Source organism: Klebsiella sp. 28, assembly GCF_018223905.1.
Lineage (GTDB): Bacteria > Pseudomonadota > Gammaproteobacteria > Enterobacterales > Enterobacteriaceae > Klebsiella > Klebsiella pneumoniae.
Genome location: NZ_JAGRQY010000057.1, coordinates 41,663 through 57,620 on the forward strand (window position 1 = coordinate 41,663; position 15,958 = coordinate 57,620).

Below are 15,958 nucleotides of genomic sequence, written 5' to 3' on the forward strand. Positions count from 1 at the left end.
TTTATTGGGCGGTTTTATCAAACTTGCCCAGCACTTCGCGTTCATAGGCCAGCGCTTTTTTGCGATCGAACTTATGCTCCCACTTGGCGATAACCAGCACCGCCAGCGCATTACCCACCACGTTCAGCGCGGTACGCGCCATATCGAGGATACGGTCGACGCCGGCAATAAAGGCAAGCCCTTCCAGCGGGATCCCGACGCTACCCAGGGTGGCCAGCAGCACCACGAAGGAGACGCCCGGCACGCCGGCGATCCCTTTCGAGGTCACCATCAGGGTCAGCACCAGGGTAATCTCCTGCCAGATAGAGAGGTCAATACCGTACAGCTGGGCGATAAAGATCGCCGCGATGCTCTGATACAGCGTTGAACCATCGAGGTTGAAGGAGTAACCGGTCGGCACCACAAAGCTGGTGATCGACGCCGGCGCGCCGTAGGCTTCCATCTTCTCAATAATGCGCGGCAGTACGCTCTCCGAACTGGCGGTAGAATAAGCCAGAATCAGCTCATCTTTCAGGATGCGGATCAGGATCCAGATGCTCAGACCACACAGGCGCGCGACAATCCCCAGCACCACCAGCGCGAAGAACAGGATCGCAAAGTAAACCAGCAACACTAGCTTGGCCAGCGGCCACAGCGAGGCGAAACCGAAGGTGGCGACGGTTACCGAAATCAGGGCGAATACCCCGACCGGCGCATAGCGCATCACCATATGGGTGACTTTAAACATAGTCTCGGAGATAGAGCGGAAGACCGTCACCAGCGGCTCACGGTGGGTCGCCGGCAGCGAGGAGAGCCCCAGGCCAAACAGCACCGAGAAGAAGATAATCGGCAGCATATCGCCTTTCGCCATCGATGCCACGATATTGGTCGGCACCAGCGACAGGATGGTGCCCATCAGGCCGTGCGCATGGCTCTGCACTTCGGCGGTGGTGTTCTGATATTTCGAAATATCAACTGCCGCCAGCTGCGACATATCAATGCCCGTCCCCGGCTGGAAGACGTTGGCCAGGGTGATACCCAGCACAATCGCCACCGTGGTGATCACTTCGAAATAGATAATGGTTTTGGCACCGATCCGCCCTAACTGTTTGGCGTCACCCACGCCGGCAATCCCGACCACCAGGGTCGAAATGACAATCGGGACCACGATCATTTTAATCAGATGGATAAAGATATCGCCCGCCGGCGTCAGCAAATTGCTAATTAACCAATCGCGACTTTCAGCGTGGTAATGCAGATAACTGCCCAGAAGGATACCCAGCACCAGGGCTAGCAAAATTTGCCAGGCCAGACTGACTTTTTTTGTTTTCTTCACTACTGACTTCCTCAATGAAAGGCACCATTCCTTTTCGTCATGGTACCCACTGCAGGGGGTATGAATTGTGTTGCGTTGCTTTGTGGGGTTATTTAACGCGCAATATCAGTATCATTTGCACGGCATGCTGCGCAAGCCTTTAAGAACAGGGCTTTCCTCTGCTTTTATGCATAAAGCAGCGAATTTCCCCCAGTTATATTGCATAAGTATTTGTAATAAAAAAAATTTCACAGCTTCCGTTTCTATAAATTCATTTGCGTAATTATTTCGCTTCAAAGTTTCATTTGATGAAATTTCACCCAGTTTAATCATTGCGTGATCTGCCCCCCAATTAACAAACAAAGCTGTCAAAACCCCTACTCTTAACGTTTGTTTGACATATATTTAACAAGTTCAAAGGAGAAAAAAAGCCATGAGCCAAATTCACAAACACCCTATTCCCGCTAATATTGCGGAACGTTGCCTGATTAACCCGGATCAGTACAAGGCGCAGTACCAACAATCCATAACCGACCCTGATACATTTTGGGGCGAGCAGGGCAAGATCCTTGACTGGATGCGGCCCTATACCCGTGTAAAGAACACCTCCTTCGCACCGGGTAATATTTCCATCAAATGGTATGAAGATGGCACCCTGAACCTCGCCGCTAACTGTCTCGACCGCCACCTCGCCGAACGCGGCGATCAAACCGCCATCATCTGGGAAGGCGATGACGCCAGCCAAAGCAAGCACATCACCTACCGTGAACTGCATGCCGACGTGTGCCGTTTCGCCAATGTGCTGCTCGACCTCGGGATTAAAAAAGGCGACGTGGTTGCTATCTATATGCCGATGGTGCCGGAAGCCGCGGTGGCGATGCTGGCCTGCGCCCGCATCGGGGCAATCCACTCGGTCATTTTCGGCGGCTTCTCGCCGGAGGCGGTGGCCGGACGCATTATCGACTCCAGCTCACGCCTGGTGATCACCGCTGACGAAGGGCTGCGCGCCGGTCGCGCCATCCCGCTGAAGAAAAACGTCGATGACGCGCTGAAAAACCCGAACGTGAAAAGCATTGAGCACGTGGTGGTCCTGAAACGCACCGGCGGCAATATCGACTGGCAGGAAGGCCGCGATCTGTGGTGGAGCGACCTGATTGCGAACGCCAGCGCCGAACACCGGCCCGTCGAAATGAACGCCGAAGATCCGCTGTTCATCCTCTATACCTCCGGCTCCACCGGTAAACCGAAAGGGGTGCTGCACACCACCGGCGGCTATCTGGTCTATGCGGCCACCACCTTTAAATACGTTTTCGACTACCATCCGGGCGATATTTATTGGTGCACCGCCGACGTGGGCTGGGTCACCGGCCATAGCTATCTGCTGTACGGCCCACTGGCCTGCGGCGCCACCACCCTGATGTTCGAAGGGGTGCCGAACTGGCCTACGCCGGCGCGCATGTGCCAGGTCGTCGATAAGCATAAGGTCAGCATTCTCTATACCGCCCCGACGGCTATTCGCGCCCTGATGGCGGAAGGCGACAAAGCTATCGAAGGCACAGACCGCTCCTCGCTGCGCATTCTTGGCTCGGTCGGCGAACCGATTAACCCGGAAGCCTGGGAGTGGTACTGGAAGAAGATCGGTAACGAGAAGTGCCCGGTGATGGACACCTGGTGGCAGACCGAAACCGGCGGCTTTATGATCACTCCGCTGCCGGGCGCGATTGAGCTGAAGGCCGGCTCCGCGACGCGTCCGTTCTTCGGCGTCCAGCCGGTGCTGGTGGATAACGAAGGCCTGCCGCTGGATGGCGCCACCGAGGGCAACCTCGCCATCGCCGACTCCTGGCCCGGCCAGGCGCGTACCCTGTTCGGCGACCATGAGCGCTTTGAGCAAACCTACTTCTCCACCTTCAAAAATATGTACTTTAGCGGCGACGGCGCGCGTCGTGATGAAGATGGCTATTACTGGATCACCGGCCGGGTGGATGACGTCCTGAACGTCTCCGGACACCGTCTGGGGACCGCCGAGATCGAATCGGCGCTGGTGTCGCACCCAAAAATCGCCGAAGCGGCGGTGGTGGGGATCCCGCATAACATCAAAGGCCAGGCCATCTATGCCTACGTGACGCTCAATCACGGCGAAGAACCGACGCCGGAGTTGTATGCCGAAGTGCGTAACTGGGTACGCAAAGAGATCGGTCCGCTGGCGACGCCGGATGTGCTGCACTGGACCGATTCGCTGCCGAAAACCCGCTCGGGCAAAATCATGCGCCGCATTCTGCGTAAGATTGCCGCAGGCGACACCAGCAACCTCGGCGATACCTCGACCCTCGCCGATCCTGGCGTCGTGGAAAAACTGCTCGAAGAGAAGCAGGCCATTACCATGCCATCGTAAGTAAGGACCGATTCCCTACACCCTCTCCCCTTCCGGGGAGAGGATAAAAATAAGTCCCTCCCCCAGGATTTCACTCGCAGGAACGCCGTCAGCAAAACCTGTCCCGGCTCCGTCGCCGGAGGGGTTGCTGTCGCCAGCGTCCGCCGAGTGGATGACGAAAGGGAGACCTCTGGAGACGCTAAGATGAATGAACAACTTTGTCAGCGGATAGAAAATAGTGCGCATTTCAGGGAGTTAGTTGCATCACGGCAACGGTTTGCCGCCATTCTGTCAGTGATTATGTTAGTGATCTACGTGGGCTTTATTTTGCTTATCGCCTTTGCACCCGGCTGGCTCGGCACCCCGCTGCACGCCGGAACCAGCGTCACCCGCGGGATCCCGCTCGGCATTGGCGTGATCGTCATTTCGTTTATCCTGACCGGTATTTATGTCTGGCGAGCTAACGGTGAATTCGACCGTTTGACCAAAAGCGTTCTCAACGAGGTAAAAGCATGATCAAGAGAGTCCTGACGGCGCTCGCCGCCACGCTGCTGCCCCTCGGCGCTCACGCCGCAGACGCTATTACCGGCGCGGTACAGCGCCAGCCGACCAACTGGCAGGCGATTGTCATGTTCCTGATTTTCGTCGCCCTGACGCTGTACATCACCTACTGGGCCTCAAAACGGGTGCGTTCGCGCAGCGATTACTACACCGCCGGCGGCAATATTACCGGCTTCCAGAACGGGCTGGCGATTGCCGGCGACTTTATGTCAGCGGCGTCGTTCCTCGGTATCTCCGCGCTGGTGTATACCTCCGGCTACGATGGGCTGATCTACTCGCTGGGCTTTCTCGTCGGCTGGCCGATTATCCTGTTTCTAATTGCTGAACGTCTGCGCAATCTTGGCCGCTACACTTTTGCCGACGTCGCCTCTTATCGCCTGAAGCAGGGGCCGATCCGCACCCTCTCCGCCTGCGGTTCGCTGGTGGTGGTGGCCCTGTATCTGATTGCCCAGATGGTGGGCGCCGGCAAGCTGATCCAGCTGCTGTTCGGCCTTAATTACCATGTCGCCGTAGTGCTGGTTGGCGTGCTGATGGTGCTCTATGTCCTGTTCGGCGGCATGCTGGCGACTACCTGGGTGCAGATTATTAAAGCGGTTCTGCTGCTGTGCGGCGCCAGTTTTATGGCCTTTATGGTCATGAAGCACGTCGGCTTCAGCTTCAATAACCTGTTTACCGAGGCGATGGCGGTCCACCCGAAAGGGGCGGCGATTATGAGTCCCGGCGGACTGGTGAAAGATCCGATATCCGCGCTCTCTCTGGGTCTTGGTCTGATGTTCGGTACCGCTGGCCTGCCGCATATTCTGATGCGCTTCTTTACCGTGAGCGACGCCAAAGAAGCACGTAAAAGCGTCTTCTACGCCACCGGTTTTATGGGCTATTTCTATATCCTGACCTTTATCATCGGCTTCGGCGCCATCATGCTGGTCGGCGCGAACCCGGCGTTTAAAGACGCGGCCGGACAGCTTATCGGCGGCAATAACATGGCGGCGGTGCACCTGGCGGATGCGGTTGGCGGCAACCTGTTCCTCGGGTTTATCTCTGCGGTAGCCTTCGCCACTATCCTCGCGGTGGTGGCGGGCCTGACCCTCGCCGGCGCGTCAGCGGTGTCGCACGACCTGTACGCCAACGTCTTCCGCAAGGGCGCGACCGAGCGTCAGGAGCTGAAGGTCTCCAAGATCACCGTACTGATCCTTGGGGTGGTGGCCATTCTGCTGGGTATTCTGTTTGAAAATCAGAATATTGCTTTCATGGTCGGCCTGGCCTTCTCCATCGCCGCCAGCTGTAACTTCCCGATTATTCTGCTGTCGATGTACTGGTCGAAGCTGACCACCCGCGGCGCGATGGTCGGCGGCTGGCTGGGCCTGCTGACTGCGGTCATTCTGATGATCCTCGGCCCCACCATTTGGGTGCAGATCCTCGGCCATGAGAAAGCGCTGTTCCCGTATGAATATCCGGCGCTGTTCTCCATTGCCATCGCGTTCATTGGCATCTGGGTCTTCTCCGCCACCGATAACTCACCGGAAGGGATGCGCGAGCGCGAGCAGTTCCGCGCCCAGTTTATCCGTTCACAAACCGGGATCGGTATCGAACGCGGCCAGGCGCATTAATCGTCCTCTCCCTTCCCCGGCATCGTTCGGGGAAGGGATTCTCCCCTCAGTTATAAGTAAAGGTGATCACCCCGGTGGCGTTGGCTGTCCCCGCGGTCACCGCGCTCCCCGTCCTGTAATAGTTAGTGGATAAAGCGAGCGTCTGCATGGCCGCTGCGCCTCCGGGGCTGTCGGGATTGGTGAAATAGCTGTAGCTGGCGTCCGCGCCGCTGTTGGTCACCGTCGTGCGGCTCGAAGTATAGAGGCTGATATCGGTATTTAACGGCAGCGCTTCGCCATCCATATTCAACTGAACCCCCACCCCGGTGGCGACATTCTCCCCTGCCGTTAAGGCCATCACCGTGTTGCCAGGGTTATCCCCACTCGCTTGCGCCGCCGCCACTCTCATTGAGACGTTGGTCCCCGGTTCGCAGGAGAGAGTCAAAGACTGGCGTGCTGACCCCACTTTCGTCGCCGTGTTAAACTCGCTGGCATTGATGCTGCCCATGGAAAAACTGAGATTATTGCTACTAACGATGCATCCCATCGGGATCATCTGGATGCTGGTGGTGCCGCTAATGTGCAGCCGGGAAATGGAGATTGTCCCGCCATTATCTTTTGCCGATACCGTGGCCACCGGATCGCTGAACGATAATTGACTGTTGCTGGCAATAGCGCCGCCGGTGGCCACCAGCTGCAGCTGATATGCCGGGGTGTAATGGGTCGAGGCATAATAATCAAACAGACCGGTAGGCTTACCGAGGTAATAGTTCACATCCCCGATATAATGTACCTGCGAGTCGGGGCTGAAATCATCAGTATCACCTTCATATTCACCGCTGATATTGAGCCACACCTTGACGCGGAGGCCAATCCCCTGCACCGAGGTGGCATAGATATTATCCCCTATCAGCGCCCCGGCATTGTTCGAGGACCAGGCAAATACCGCATAGACGTTGCCCTGACAGTTGGTAAATGCTGTTTGCGCGCGGGTAATTTTTCCCGAGTCATACAGCACGGTGCCGGCGGTATAGCTCCCGGCGTTGACCAGGATCTTTTCCGGCAGGTTGGTCATTGAGACATCGCCAGAGTTAGTTCCGCTGCAGGTCGCCCAGCTATAGAGGGGGCACAGTACCAGCATGCATAAGAAGATCAGTTTTTTCATACTCATCCCTGTCGAAATATTATTTGTAGACCACATCAAACGTGGCGGTAAACCCGACGATGCCGGGGTTCGCCTGGCCATAGGGCGAATACATACGTGCCACCATATTAAAGGTATGGATATCCGCATCGTCCCCAAAGGTATAGAGATACTGGTCGCCGGGGCCAAGGGGCTGCTGGTCGGCCATGCTCTGCAACTGCAAACCGACGCCGCTGGCACCGCTGCTGCCAGTCTGGAAGTTTTTATAGATTGAAGCGTGGGTGCTATCGAAGCTGGTGCCGCTAAACGCGATGGTCACCGCCGACGCATCGGCGGAACAGCTGGAAAAGACCAGCTTAACCGGCACGCTGGCGCCGCTCGCCCCGGCATGTCCGGAGAACGTCTGCGAGGAGACGGTGCCTAAATCGATACTGTTCGACGGCTCCACGGCCACCTCACAGGAAGGCGCTTCGATGGTGCCCGTGACGTTAAAATTGACCGTGCTGCTGCCCTCATAAGCCAGCGCCGGAAGGGAGAGCAGCAAAAGGCTGGCCACCAGGAGGCCCCTTGTGCTGCCGTCTCGCATATTCATATCAGCCCCTCTTCCATGTTGAAAACCTGCATCCATTACCGACATTCGGCCTGATAGAACAGAATATCGTCGCCAAGAGCCATGCTGGAGAAGTCATAATGAACGGTGCACTGCTCACTGCTTTTCTCCCCCCAGCGCGCTAACAGCTGGCCTTTTTTCTGCAGCCCCGTCAGATACACCTGCCCCTCATCGCCAACGATATTGCTGCGCGACGCGCTACCGTGATCATTATCGAGGGTCACCAGCGCGCCGAAAGGCACCACGCCATTGCGGGTACGCAGGGTGAGCATCGCCTTATAGCCAATTCGCGTGTCGTACTTCACTTTGACGATCGCATTGCGCGTCGGAACCACCGTTCTCGCGACGTTATCCACTTCAGCGCCAGGTATTTCCTGTTCATCCAGCGCCAGGCTGTTACGATGGTACGGACGGACGTAAGGCACCACCGCATATCCGGCGGCATCCGTCGTCACGTTTGTCTGACCGCGCACTGTCACATCGCTGACGCCAGGCGTTTCGACCAGCGCAGAACTCTCGCCCAGAAAGCGTGATAGCGTGAGTCCGCCCGCATGGGCGACCATGCCCCCGCGCAGCGAATAGTTGTAGTGATTGCTGTAGCGGTCGTAGCCATAGCTGCCAGCCACATCCCCTTTCGAACTCTGGTAGTTGACGCTGAGGTTACCGGAGGTGCTTTTATCCTGCGTGTTGTACCCTTCCATCAAGCTCCAGTTCAGGGAGCGATCCTCGAACGCCGAGCCGTTGAGCCCCACGCTGTGCGTGGTGTCGTTATGCCGACCATGGTTCAGGGTGTAATTTGCCGAAAGCGTCTCACCAAGCGGAATACTTAACGTCAGGGAGACGACCGTATCGCTGGCCGGCCGGTTATTGTCGCTGTCATCGCTGCTTTGCACATTGCGGTTATAGGAATAGTTAATAAAGTAGGAGGCCTTGCCAATCGACCCGCTATAACCCACGCCCACCGATTCCATACGCGAACTGTCCCAGTAGGTCTCATTGACCAACGAAAGCGAGAGCGAACCATAGCCAAACAGCGTCTGCGACAGCGATGCGTCAAATCGGCCTTTCGTTCTGCCGCTCTGCGTACAGCAGTCGCCCTGTGTGGAAGAGTTATCGACAAAGTCCTGAAACGAATAATATCCCGAGGTGGAGTAGCGATAACCGGCCACGGAAAAGCTGGTGCCCGTCTGCAGAAAGCTTTTACTGAAGCGGACGCGATACGATTGCCCTTGCTCTTTACTGGTTGACGAGGCCGTATCGCTGGTTTTCACGTCGGCCCACGACTGAGAGCCATCAAACGACAGCGCACCGATAGTACCGAGATTAAAGCCAGCGCCTAACAACAGGTTGGTATATTTATCTTCCGCCTGCTGGAAACCAGTATAAAGAGTGATGTTGCTGGTGGCGCCATAGGCCAGGGAAGACTGAATAAAGTTATATTCTTTATCGTCGGAGCTACCCGATCGCGTCCTGCCGCTGCTCAGCGCATAGTCCAGCTGGCCCTCACGTTGCAGGATCGCCAGCGACGCGAAAGGCACCACAAAGTTTTGCTCGCTGCCGTCAGACTCTTTAATGTTGACGTACAGGTCGCCGGCGCTGCCGGTGGCGTACAGATCGTTAATTTCAAAGGCGCCGGGAGCGACGGTGGTTTTATAAATGCTGTAACCATTCTGATAAACCGAGACCTCCGCGGTGGTGCGCGCGATCCCTCGAATCGTCGGCGCAAAGCCATGCAGGCTATCCGGCAGCATCTCTTTGTCCGAACTGAGCTGCAGACCGGTAAAACTCAAACTGTCGAAAATGCCGGAAGAGGTATACGTATTACCGACCACCAGCTGGCTGCGTAGGGTGTGAATATCGCGGGCAAGATAGGAGTAAACCGACTCCCAGCGGCTGTTGTTATCGCTGTGGCTATAGGTGCTGTAGTTGCGCAGGCGCCATGGTCCCAGATTCAGCCCTGGCTGCAGGCTGACGAACTGACTGTCGATAGTGGCGCCGTTATGCCGCGGCGCATTACGCTGCCCGGTGACGCTATAGTTGAGAAGACCGGCGTTGATCCCCTGTTGCCACTGGCTCTCGGGAATATAGTCTCTGGGGCGATTCAGCATGGCGGCCTGCGGCACGGTAAAATCAATGCGCTGCTGGGCAAGAGATACCGAGAACGTCATCCCGGGGATCGCCGACAGCCGGGCGCAGGTTTCCCCTGCCTCGAACAACTGCGGATAGGCGGTGGTATTAATCAACCATGAATTCAGATACTCCGCGGACAGGCAGGGAGAAGCAGTCGCGCCTGCGTCATGGCTAATTTCCTGAAAAGTCAGCGAGTCTGAACTGACGTACTTATCGTTGATGTAAACATCCAGGTGATAGGTGCCCGGCGGTATGCCATCTTGCGAAAAATAGGATAGATCAACCGAAGCCGCAGGACTCTCGGCGACTTCGAGTAAATTTGGGTTGAAATATTCGCCGGCCTCCGCGCGAGAGGGTAGAGTACTTAGGCACAGAATAATAGCGACGCAGATACTTTTAGTTGAAAATAGCAGCTCAACGCTACTGAATGATAGCGGTATATTTCTTCCCTGACATACCATAATCATTAATCACGCTCCATGTGATCTCTTTTTTTCCTGTCGCCGACAGGCTACTCTGCACGGGTATTTTTAAGATGGAAAACGGGGCAGCAAACCATGCGCCAGAAATATTTTTACCGTTAAGGCTAACCTGTGAGAAATTCATATACAGCGGTGAGTTATTTTTTACCGTCACCGACGCCCCCTCTTTCCCCCACTGTAATTTTTCAGCGTACGCTTCCGGTGTATTACCTTTTAACGCAGCGGGTCGATAAATCAATTTTATTTTCGAATTAATCGCAAACTGTACGACATTTTTATCAGGTACATATTCTGTTGCCGGGATCCCTTTAATATTGAGCCAAAACATCGACTCGCGATCGTCGGGTAATTTCTTTCCTGATCGAACTACGCGGACAAATCCTTTCTCCCCGGCTTTGAGACGAAACAGCGGCGGCGTAATAATAAATGCGTCTTTGGCAGGTGAGGCTGCATCAACCACCGAGAGCCAGGACTGAACGATATTGCTGTTCTGATCTTTATTCTCAACCGTTATTACAGCGTTATTTTTCGTACCATCAAAAACCAGACGCGTACCGCCAACGACCACGCTGGCCTGCGCGAAGGAAGAAGACAGCAATAAACCGATCGCAAAAAAAGGATATCTCATATGTTTAATTTAAGGGGAATAGCAGGCGATTCCCCTTTCTCCATTCAACAAGAAGCCGAATTAATGATAGGTCACGTTATAAGTCACGGTTGTCTGAACGGTACCTTTCGTCGGATCGGCATCACCCGATTTCACCATTTTTACGGTGAACGGAATGGTTGCTGCACCCGAAGAGATATCAACATCAGAACCCTCTTCGTTATTCTTCATCACATTGCCCGCTTCGTCGAAAAGGGCCACAGCGACGCCGGTTGCCGGCTCATCAGTTGCCTGGTTTTTAAAATAATCGCTGTTCGCGGTATCGGAAACACCGCCAAAAGTGACGCGGGCGATACTGTTGCCACCTTCTTCCGCGGTCGGGCAATCAGCTAAGCTAAAGGAAAAGTTCTTGGCAGCGCCGAAGGTATACGCTTTCAGATCCGCCACTGAGGTGGTGCCCATATCAATAGCCGTTACACCGCCATCAATGGTCGCCGTACAGGTGGTATCGGAAACAATACCATTAAAGGTAATGGTGTTATCAGCCTGCGCAACGGTAGACAGCGCGCTGCAGGCAGAGAAAATCAGGGCACCCGCCAGAAATTTTTTACTCATCTTCATATTTATTCCCATATCCATTATAAACGACAATCAGTCCGTCAATTGCTTTATGCAGCGATATTAGAGAATGAAATTCAAGCAGCGCGGCGTCATGCATGTATTTACATGACATATGGTTTATGACAATTAATATTATTCATAAATAAACGACCAGCATTTGAATCCATTCAATAATACAAGCTCGCGTAAAAATAATAACTAGCATGAGGTAAGAACTCAATTATTAATGTAAAAATTGATTTTTTGCGACATAACATCGCAACGCATGCGTGGCCATACTCAAAACCATAAAAATCAAAGAGTTATAAAGTTATAAAATTCGCAAAGATAATTGGATATTTATATAATATTTGCCCCATAATTAAATACGGGCATGCAGAGAAACATTTAGTTACAAAGTCAGTGCTGATATAAGAATTGGCTTAATCTTTTATGATGAACCGTTAAATGCATCAATAACAAAAACAGGGAATAGCCGATAGCTATTCCTCTCCTCAATATTTATTAACATTCACTCTGGCGATAATGTTAAAACAGCAGCCAGCGGACGACCGGCGCAGCCAGCACCACCACTACGCCTGACAGCATCATCACCAGGCTGGCCACCACGCCCTCCTGCTGGCCCAGCTCATACGAGCGCGCCGTTCCCGCACCATGGGAAGCCGCGCCGAACCCGGCTCCTTTCGCCATCCCCTCCCGGATAGCAAGACGTAAGAACAGCATATCTCCCACCGCCATGCCAAACACGCCGGTGATCACCACAAACAGCGCCACCAGATCGGGTTGACCGCCGAGCGGTTTCGCCGCCGCCAGCGCAAAGGGCGTGGTCACCGAGCGCACCGCCAGGCTACGCTGAATTTCATCAGACAACATAAACCCGCGCGCCAGCCATACGGAACTGGTGACAGCCACCACTACCGCCGTCACCACCCCGGCGCTGAGCGACATCCAGTGGCGTTTAATCACCGCGACATTTTCATACACCGGAACGGCAAAGGCGATGGTCGCCGGGCCCAGCAGCCACAGCAGCCAGTGGGTCTCTCCCATATAGCTCTGATAAGAGATGTGGCCTACCACCAGAATCAGCACCAGCAGGATCGGCGTGAACACCAGCGGCATCAGAGGGAGTTTATGAAAACGGCGATACAGTTTTTTGTTGGCGTAATAGAGGACCAGCGTCGCCACCAGGCACAGGATACTCAGCACGGCATCGCTCATTTTTTTAACCTGCCCACTTCGTAACGATAGACCTTGTCAACGACCCAGGCGGTGGCGCCGAGCACCATCAGCGTGCTTAAGGCAATCACCAGAAAAATCCGCCAACCATCGACCATCAACAGCTGGGCGTAGTTCACCACCGCGACCACCGCCGGGACGAAAAACAGCAGCATCTCCGCCAGCAGCCAGCGGGCGCCGGCGCGCACCCAGCTTACCGGTATCACCCGGCAGACGATCAGCAGCAGGAGCATCACCATGCCGACCAGGTTAGCCGGCAGCGGTACCTGCCACCTGTTCACCAGATATTGTGCGAAGATGAATAACCCGACGTAGAGAAGTACCTGTACCGGGATCTGAAGTCGTTGCGCCACGGCGGGGGCAACGCGAGCTGGCGCGAAGGCCATGTGCGATAGTCCTGAAAAAAAGAAGTCAGGCGAGCAGTATAGAGAGCCGCCGAAGCGGACAGAAATGAATTAAAATCATCGCAGGTATAGTCTCAGGGAATAATTATGGATATCCGAACGCTGCGCTATTTCGTTGAAGTGGTTCGTCAGCAGAGTTTTACTCGCGCGGCGGAAAAGCTGTTTGTCACACAGCCCACCATCAGCAAGATGCTCAAGAATCTCGAAGATGAGCTGAACTGCACGCTGTTGATCCGCGACGGCCGCAAACTGCTGCTCACCGATACCGGGCGCGTCGTTTTTGAACGCGGCCAGGCGATCTTGGGCGAGTTCAGCCAGCTGGAGTCAGAGCTGAGCGATATCAACCACCTGCATAAAGGGGTGCTGCGGCTTGGCATTCCGCCGATGGTCGGGATGTTGATGGCTGAACCGATCAGTCGCTTCCGCCAGCGCTACCCGGGCGTCGAGCTGAAGATCGCCGAGTTTGGCGGCCTGACGGTCCAGCAGGCGGTCAGTAATGGCGAACTTGATATGGCGATGACCGCCCTGCCTGTCGAGGAGGATAGCAGCCTCACCATTCTGCCGTTGTTCAATCACCCGCTGTGCGTCCTGACGCCAAGGACCGCGGAGTGGGAAGGTAAAACCTCGCTCTCGCCGGCCGAGCTGGCGTCGCATCCGCTGGTTATCTACAACGAGGAATTTGCCCTTAGCCAGCAGCTGATGCGGCTGTTTGCCGAGCATGACGTGAAGCCACGTATCGCGGTGCGCAGCGGCCAGTGGGATTTTCTCGCCGCCATGGTGCAGGCGGGCATTGGCGTAGCGATCCTGCCGGAACCGATTTGCCAGCGTCTCGACCGGCAGAATTTTTGCTGGATCCCGTTGCAAAGCGAGCTGCGCTGGGAGCTGGGGATGATTTGGCGGGAAGGCGTATATATGTCGCGCAGCGCTGAAGCCTGGCTGACGTGCAGCAAAGCGTTCTGGCTGGAATAATTCTCTGGTGACAACGCGTTCCGCAAGGGAAGGGGTAGCCCGGGTCAGGCGCTTGCGCCGCTGCCCGGGTTTCCCCCGGTCGCGCTAACGCTTACCGGGGCTACACATTTACTGCAGTCTCGCCAGTAGTCCGAATAAGCGTCGCGCTATCCGGATTACAGGTTATTGATCTTCGATTAACAGCGCTTCCAGCAGGTCGAGATCGTGGAGCAGCTTCTGCAGCGTCTCGTTACTGATCTGCCGGGTGGCGCGCAGATGATACAGCTCGCCGCGCTCAGAGCGCAGCGCCGCCAGGCGGAAGCGGCGTTCCAGACTCTCTTCGAGCATAGAGGTTTCCACGTCGTTACGTCCATCGGCGCGCCGGCGCAGGTTACCGATCACCCGCGAACTGACTTCGGTCAGCAGCTGGGTATCGATATTCTCTTTGGTATCCGCCGCCAGACGCTCTTCCATCTTCTGGATCGCCACAATCGCCACGTCAGCCGTTGCCGCGCGCGCCAGACGCTCCTCTTTCCGCTGCTGCACATTATCGCTCGATTCAATGTGACGTAGCAGGATCGGCAGCGCAATCACCCCGACGAACAGCGAGAACAGGATCACCCCGGCGGCGAGGAAAATCAGCTCATAGCGCGCCGGAAAGACATTCCCGTCAGGCAGCAGCAGAGGAATGGAGAGCACACCGGCGAGGGTAATCGCCCCGCGCACCCCGGCAACGGAGGAGATCAGCAGCTCGCGCGTAGTCCAGGAGCCAAACTCCATCGGCTTCTTCTTCAGGAAGCGCTGACTGAGCTTACGCATCGACCACAGCCAGCCAAAACGCACCAGCATCAGCGCGGCATAGATCAGGATAATGTCGGTAAACAGCATCCAGGTCTCAACGTTGGGGTCGGCCTCCGCCGCCACCAGCGAACTGGAGAGGATATCCGGCAGCTGCAGGCCCAACAACAGGAAGACCATGCCGTTGAAGACAAACTCCAACATTGCCCAGGTGCTGTTGGCGCGCAGGCGCATGGCCAAGGGCGCGGTGCGCATCACGCCGGAACGGGTGATGGTCATCCCCGCCGCTACCGCCGCCAGGATGCCGGAGACACCGATATGTTCGGCAATCAGATAGGAGGCAAACGGCAGCAGGAACAGCAGGACAATCTGCGTGGCGGGTTCATCCCCGCCCCAGCGGCTGAGGAAGCGCATCGAGCGGCCATACGACCAGCTCACCACAAACCCGGCCAGCACGCCGCCAATCGCCACCTTCAGAAATTCTACGGTGGCGCCGCCAACGGTAAAGACCATGGTGCCCATCGCCACCGCGACGGCAAACTTGAGCGAGACCAGGCCGGAGGCGTCGTTCATTAGCGCCTCCCCCTGCAGAATGCCCATGATTTTCTTCGGTATCCGCCCTTCCCCAACGATGCCCGAAAGCGCCACGGCGTCGGTCGGCGACAGCACGGCCGCCAGCGCGAACGCCGGGATCAGCGGAATGCCCGGCACAATCCAGTAGATCAGAAAGCCGATGCCGACCACCGTCACGACCACCAGCGCTAGCGCCAGGCCGAGGATCTCGCGCCCGTGTTCAATAAATTCGCGGGTTGGCGTTTTCCAGCCGTCGGCGAATAGCAGCGGCGGGATAAACAGTACCAGAAACAGCTCTGGATCAAATTCAACGTGCAAACCAAAGGTCGGCCACGCCAGAAGCGCGCCAATGGCGATTTGCATCAGTGGAAGTGGAACCTGAAAGGGCAGTACGCGCGTCACTACCCCGGAGAGTGAGACCACAAGGGTCATGATGAGGATGGTAAAGAATATTTCCATGTGTTCCCTGTTTGCTGCGTTTTCTTTTATACCTGTAAGGCGTCGTGCCTGTGAATCATACGCTACCCAGATTAACGCAAATGGAAACAGGATGTGGCTTAAAAATAAAACGGGCGGCCTGAGCCGCCCGTGAG

The 15,958-nt window shown here is 55.7% G+C and carries 14 protein-coding genes; 4 read left to right on the forward strand and 10 right to left on the reverse strand.

Annotation, left to right across the window (positions count from 1 at the left end; genetic code table 11):
- Window position 1 precedes the first annotated feature (1 nt).
- Window positions 2-1,315, reverse strand: coding sequence for a glutamate/aspartate:proton symporter GltP (gene gltP, locus KHQ28_RS10400; protein WP_004146659.1), 1,314 nt, complete (start codon window positions 1,313-1,315; stop codon window positions 2-4).
- A 111-nt stretch (window positions 1,316-1,426) separates the two neighbouring features.
- Window positions 1,427-1,627: a hypothetical protein gene (locus KHQ28_RS10405; protein ID WP_004146658.1), complete on the reverse strand. Its 201-nt coding sequence runs from the start codon at window positions 1,625-1,627 to the stop codon at window positions 1,427-1,429.
- A 100-nt stretch (window positions 1,628-1,727) separates the two neighbouring features.
- Here KHQ28_RS10405 and acs point away from each other — a divergent pair, with 100 nt between their 5' ends.
- The 3 genes from acs (at window position 1,728) to actP (ending at window position 5,833) form a co-directional block, all read left to right on the forward strand.
- The gene (acs, locus tag KHQ28_RS10410; RefSeq protein ID WP_002885145.1) at window positions 1,728-3,686 is read left to right on the forward strand and encodes an acetate--CoA ligase; all 1,959 of its coding nucleotides are present in this window, start codon (window positions 1,728-1,730) and stop codon (window positions 3,684-3,686) included.
- 183 nt (window positions 3,687-3,869) lie between these two features.
- Window positions 3,870-4,181 carry a DUF485 domain-containing protein gene (locus tag KHQ28_RS10415; RefSeq protein ID WP_004177812.1) on the forward strand — a complete coding sequence of 104 codons (312 nt, stop codon included), beginning with the start codon at window positions 3,870-3,872 and terminating at the stop codon, window positions 4,179-4,181.
- Window positions 4,181-5,833, forward strand: a complete 1,653-nt coding sequence (gene actP, locus KHQ28_RS10420) for a cation/acetate symporter ActP (protein ID WP_024623073.1) — start codon at window positions 4,181-4,183, stop codon at window positions 5,831-5,833. The genes KHQ28_RS10415 and actP overlap by 1 nt, the downstream gene beginning before the upstream one ends.
- Window positions 5,834-5,879: 46 nt before the next feature.
- Here the strand turns inward: actP and KHQ28_RS10425 are convergent, their stop codons facing one another.
- The 7 genes from KHQ28_RS10425 to KHQ28_RS10455 all read right to left on the reverse strand — a co-directional run bounded on the left by KHQ28_RS10425 (window position 5,880) and on the right by KHQ28_RS10455 (window position 13,028).
- A complete protein-coding gene (locus KHQ28_RS10425) occupies window positions 5,880-6,977 on the reverse strand; it encodes a type 1 fimbrial protein (RefSeq protein ID WP_004178296.1) in 1,098 nt (365 codons plus the stop codon).
- Window positions 6,978-6,996: 19 nt separating this feature from the next.
- A complete protein-coding gene (locus KHQ28_RS10430) occupies window positions 6,997-7,548 on the reverse strand; it encodes a fimbrial protein (protein WP_044816513.1) in 552 nt (183 codons plus the stop codon).
- Between the two features lie 35 nt (window positions 7,549-7,583).
- Window positions 7,584-10,163, reverse strand: coding sequence for a fimbria/pilus outer membrane usher protein (locus KHQ28_RS10435; RefSeq protein WP_032418189.1), 2,580 nt, complete (start codon window positions 10,161-10,163; stop codon window positions 7,584-7,586).
- Window positions 10,117-10,806, reverse strand: coding sequence for a fimbrial assembly chaperone (locus KHQ28_RS10440; RefSeq protein ID WP_032418191.1), 690 nt, complete (start codon window positions 10,804-10,806; stop codon window positions 10,117-10,119). Before KHQ28_RS10440 ends, KHQ28_RS10435 begins: the two co-directional genes overlap by 47 nt.
- Window positions 10,807-10,866: 60 nt before the next feature.
- Window positions 10,867-11,424 (reverse strand): fimbrial protein, encoded by a 558-nt coding sequence (locus tag KHQ28_RS10445; RefSeq protein ID WP_004192602.1) that lies wholly within the window; start codon window positions 11,422-11,424, stop codon window positions 10,867-10,869.
- Window positions 11,425-11,934: 510 nt separating this feature from the next.
- A complete protein-coding gene (locus KHQ28_RS10450) occupies window positions 11,935-12,624 on the reverse strand; it encodes an LrgB family protein (protein WP_002885088.1) in 690 nt (229 codons plus the stop codon).
- Entirely contained in the window at window positions 12,621-13,028 is a 408-nt protein-coding gene (locus KHQ28_RS10455) for a CidA/LrgA family protein (protein WP_002885086.1), read from the reverse strand. Before KHQ28_RS10455 ends, KHQ28_RS10450 begins: the two co-directional genes overlap by 4 nt.
- Window positions 13,029-13,133: 105 nt before the next feature.
- Here KHQ28_RS10455 and KHQ28_RS10460 point away from each other — a divergent pair, with 105 nt between their 5' ends.
- Window positions 13,134-14,015: a LysR family transcriptional regulator gene (locus KHQ28_RS10460; protein WP_002885085.1), complete on the forward strand. Its 882-nt coding sequence runs from the start codon at window positions 13,134-13,136 to the stop codon at window positions 14,013-14,015.
- Between the two features lie 162 nt (window positions 14,016-14,177).
- Here KHQ28_RS10460 and KHQ28_RS10465 read toward each other — a convergent pair whose 3' ends face one another.
- Window positions 14,178-15,824, reverse strand: a complete 1,647-nt coding sequence (locus KHQ28_RS10465) for a Na+/H+ antiporter (protein WP_002885082.1) — start codon at window positions 15,822-15,824, stop codon at window positions 14,178-14,180.
- Window positions 15,825-15,958 lie beyond the last annotated feature (134 nt).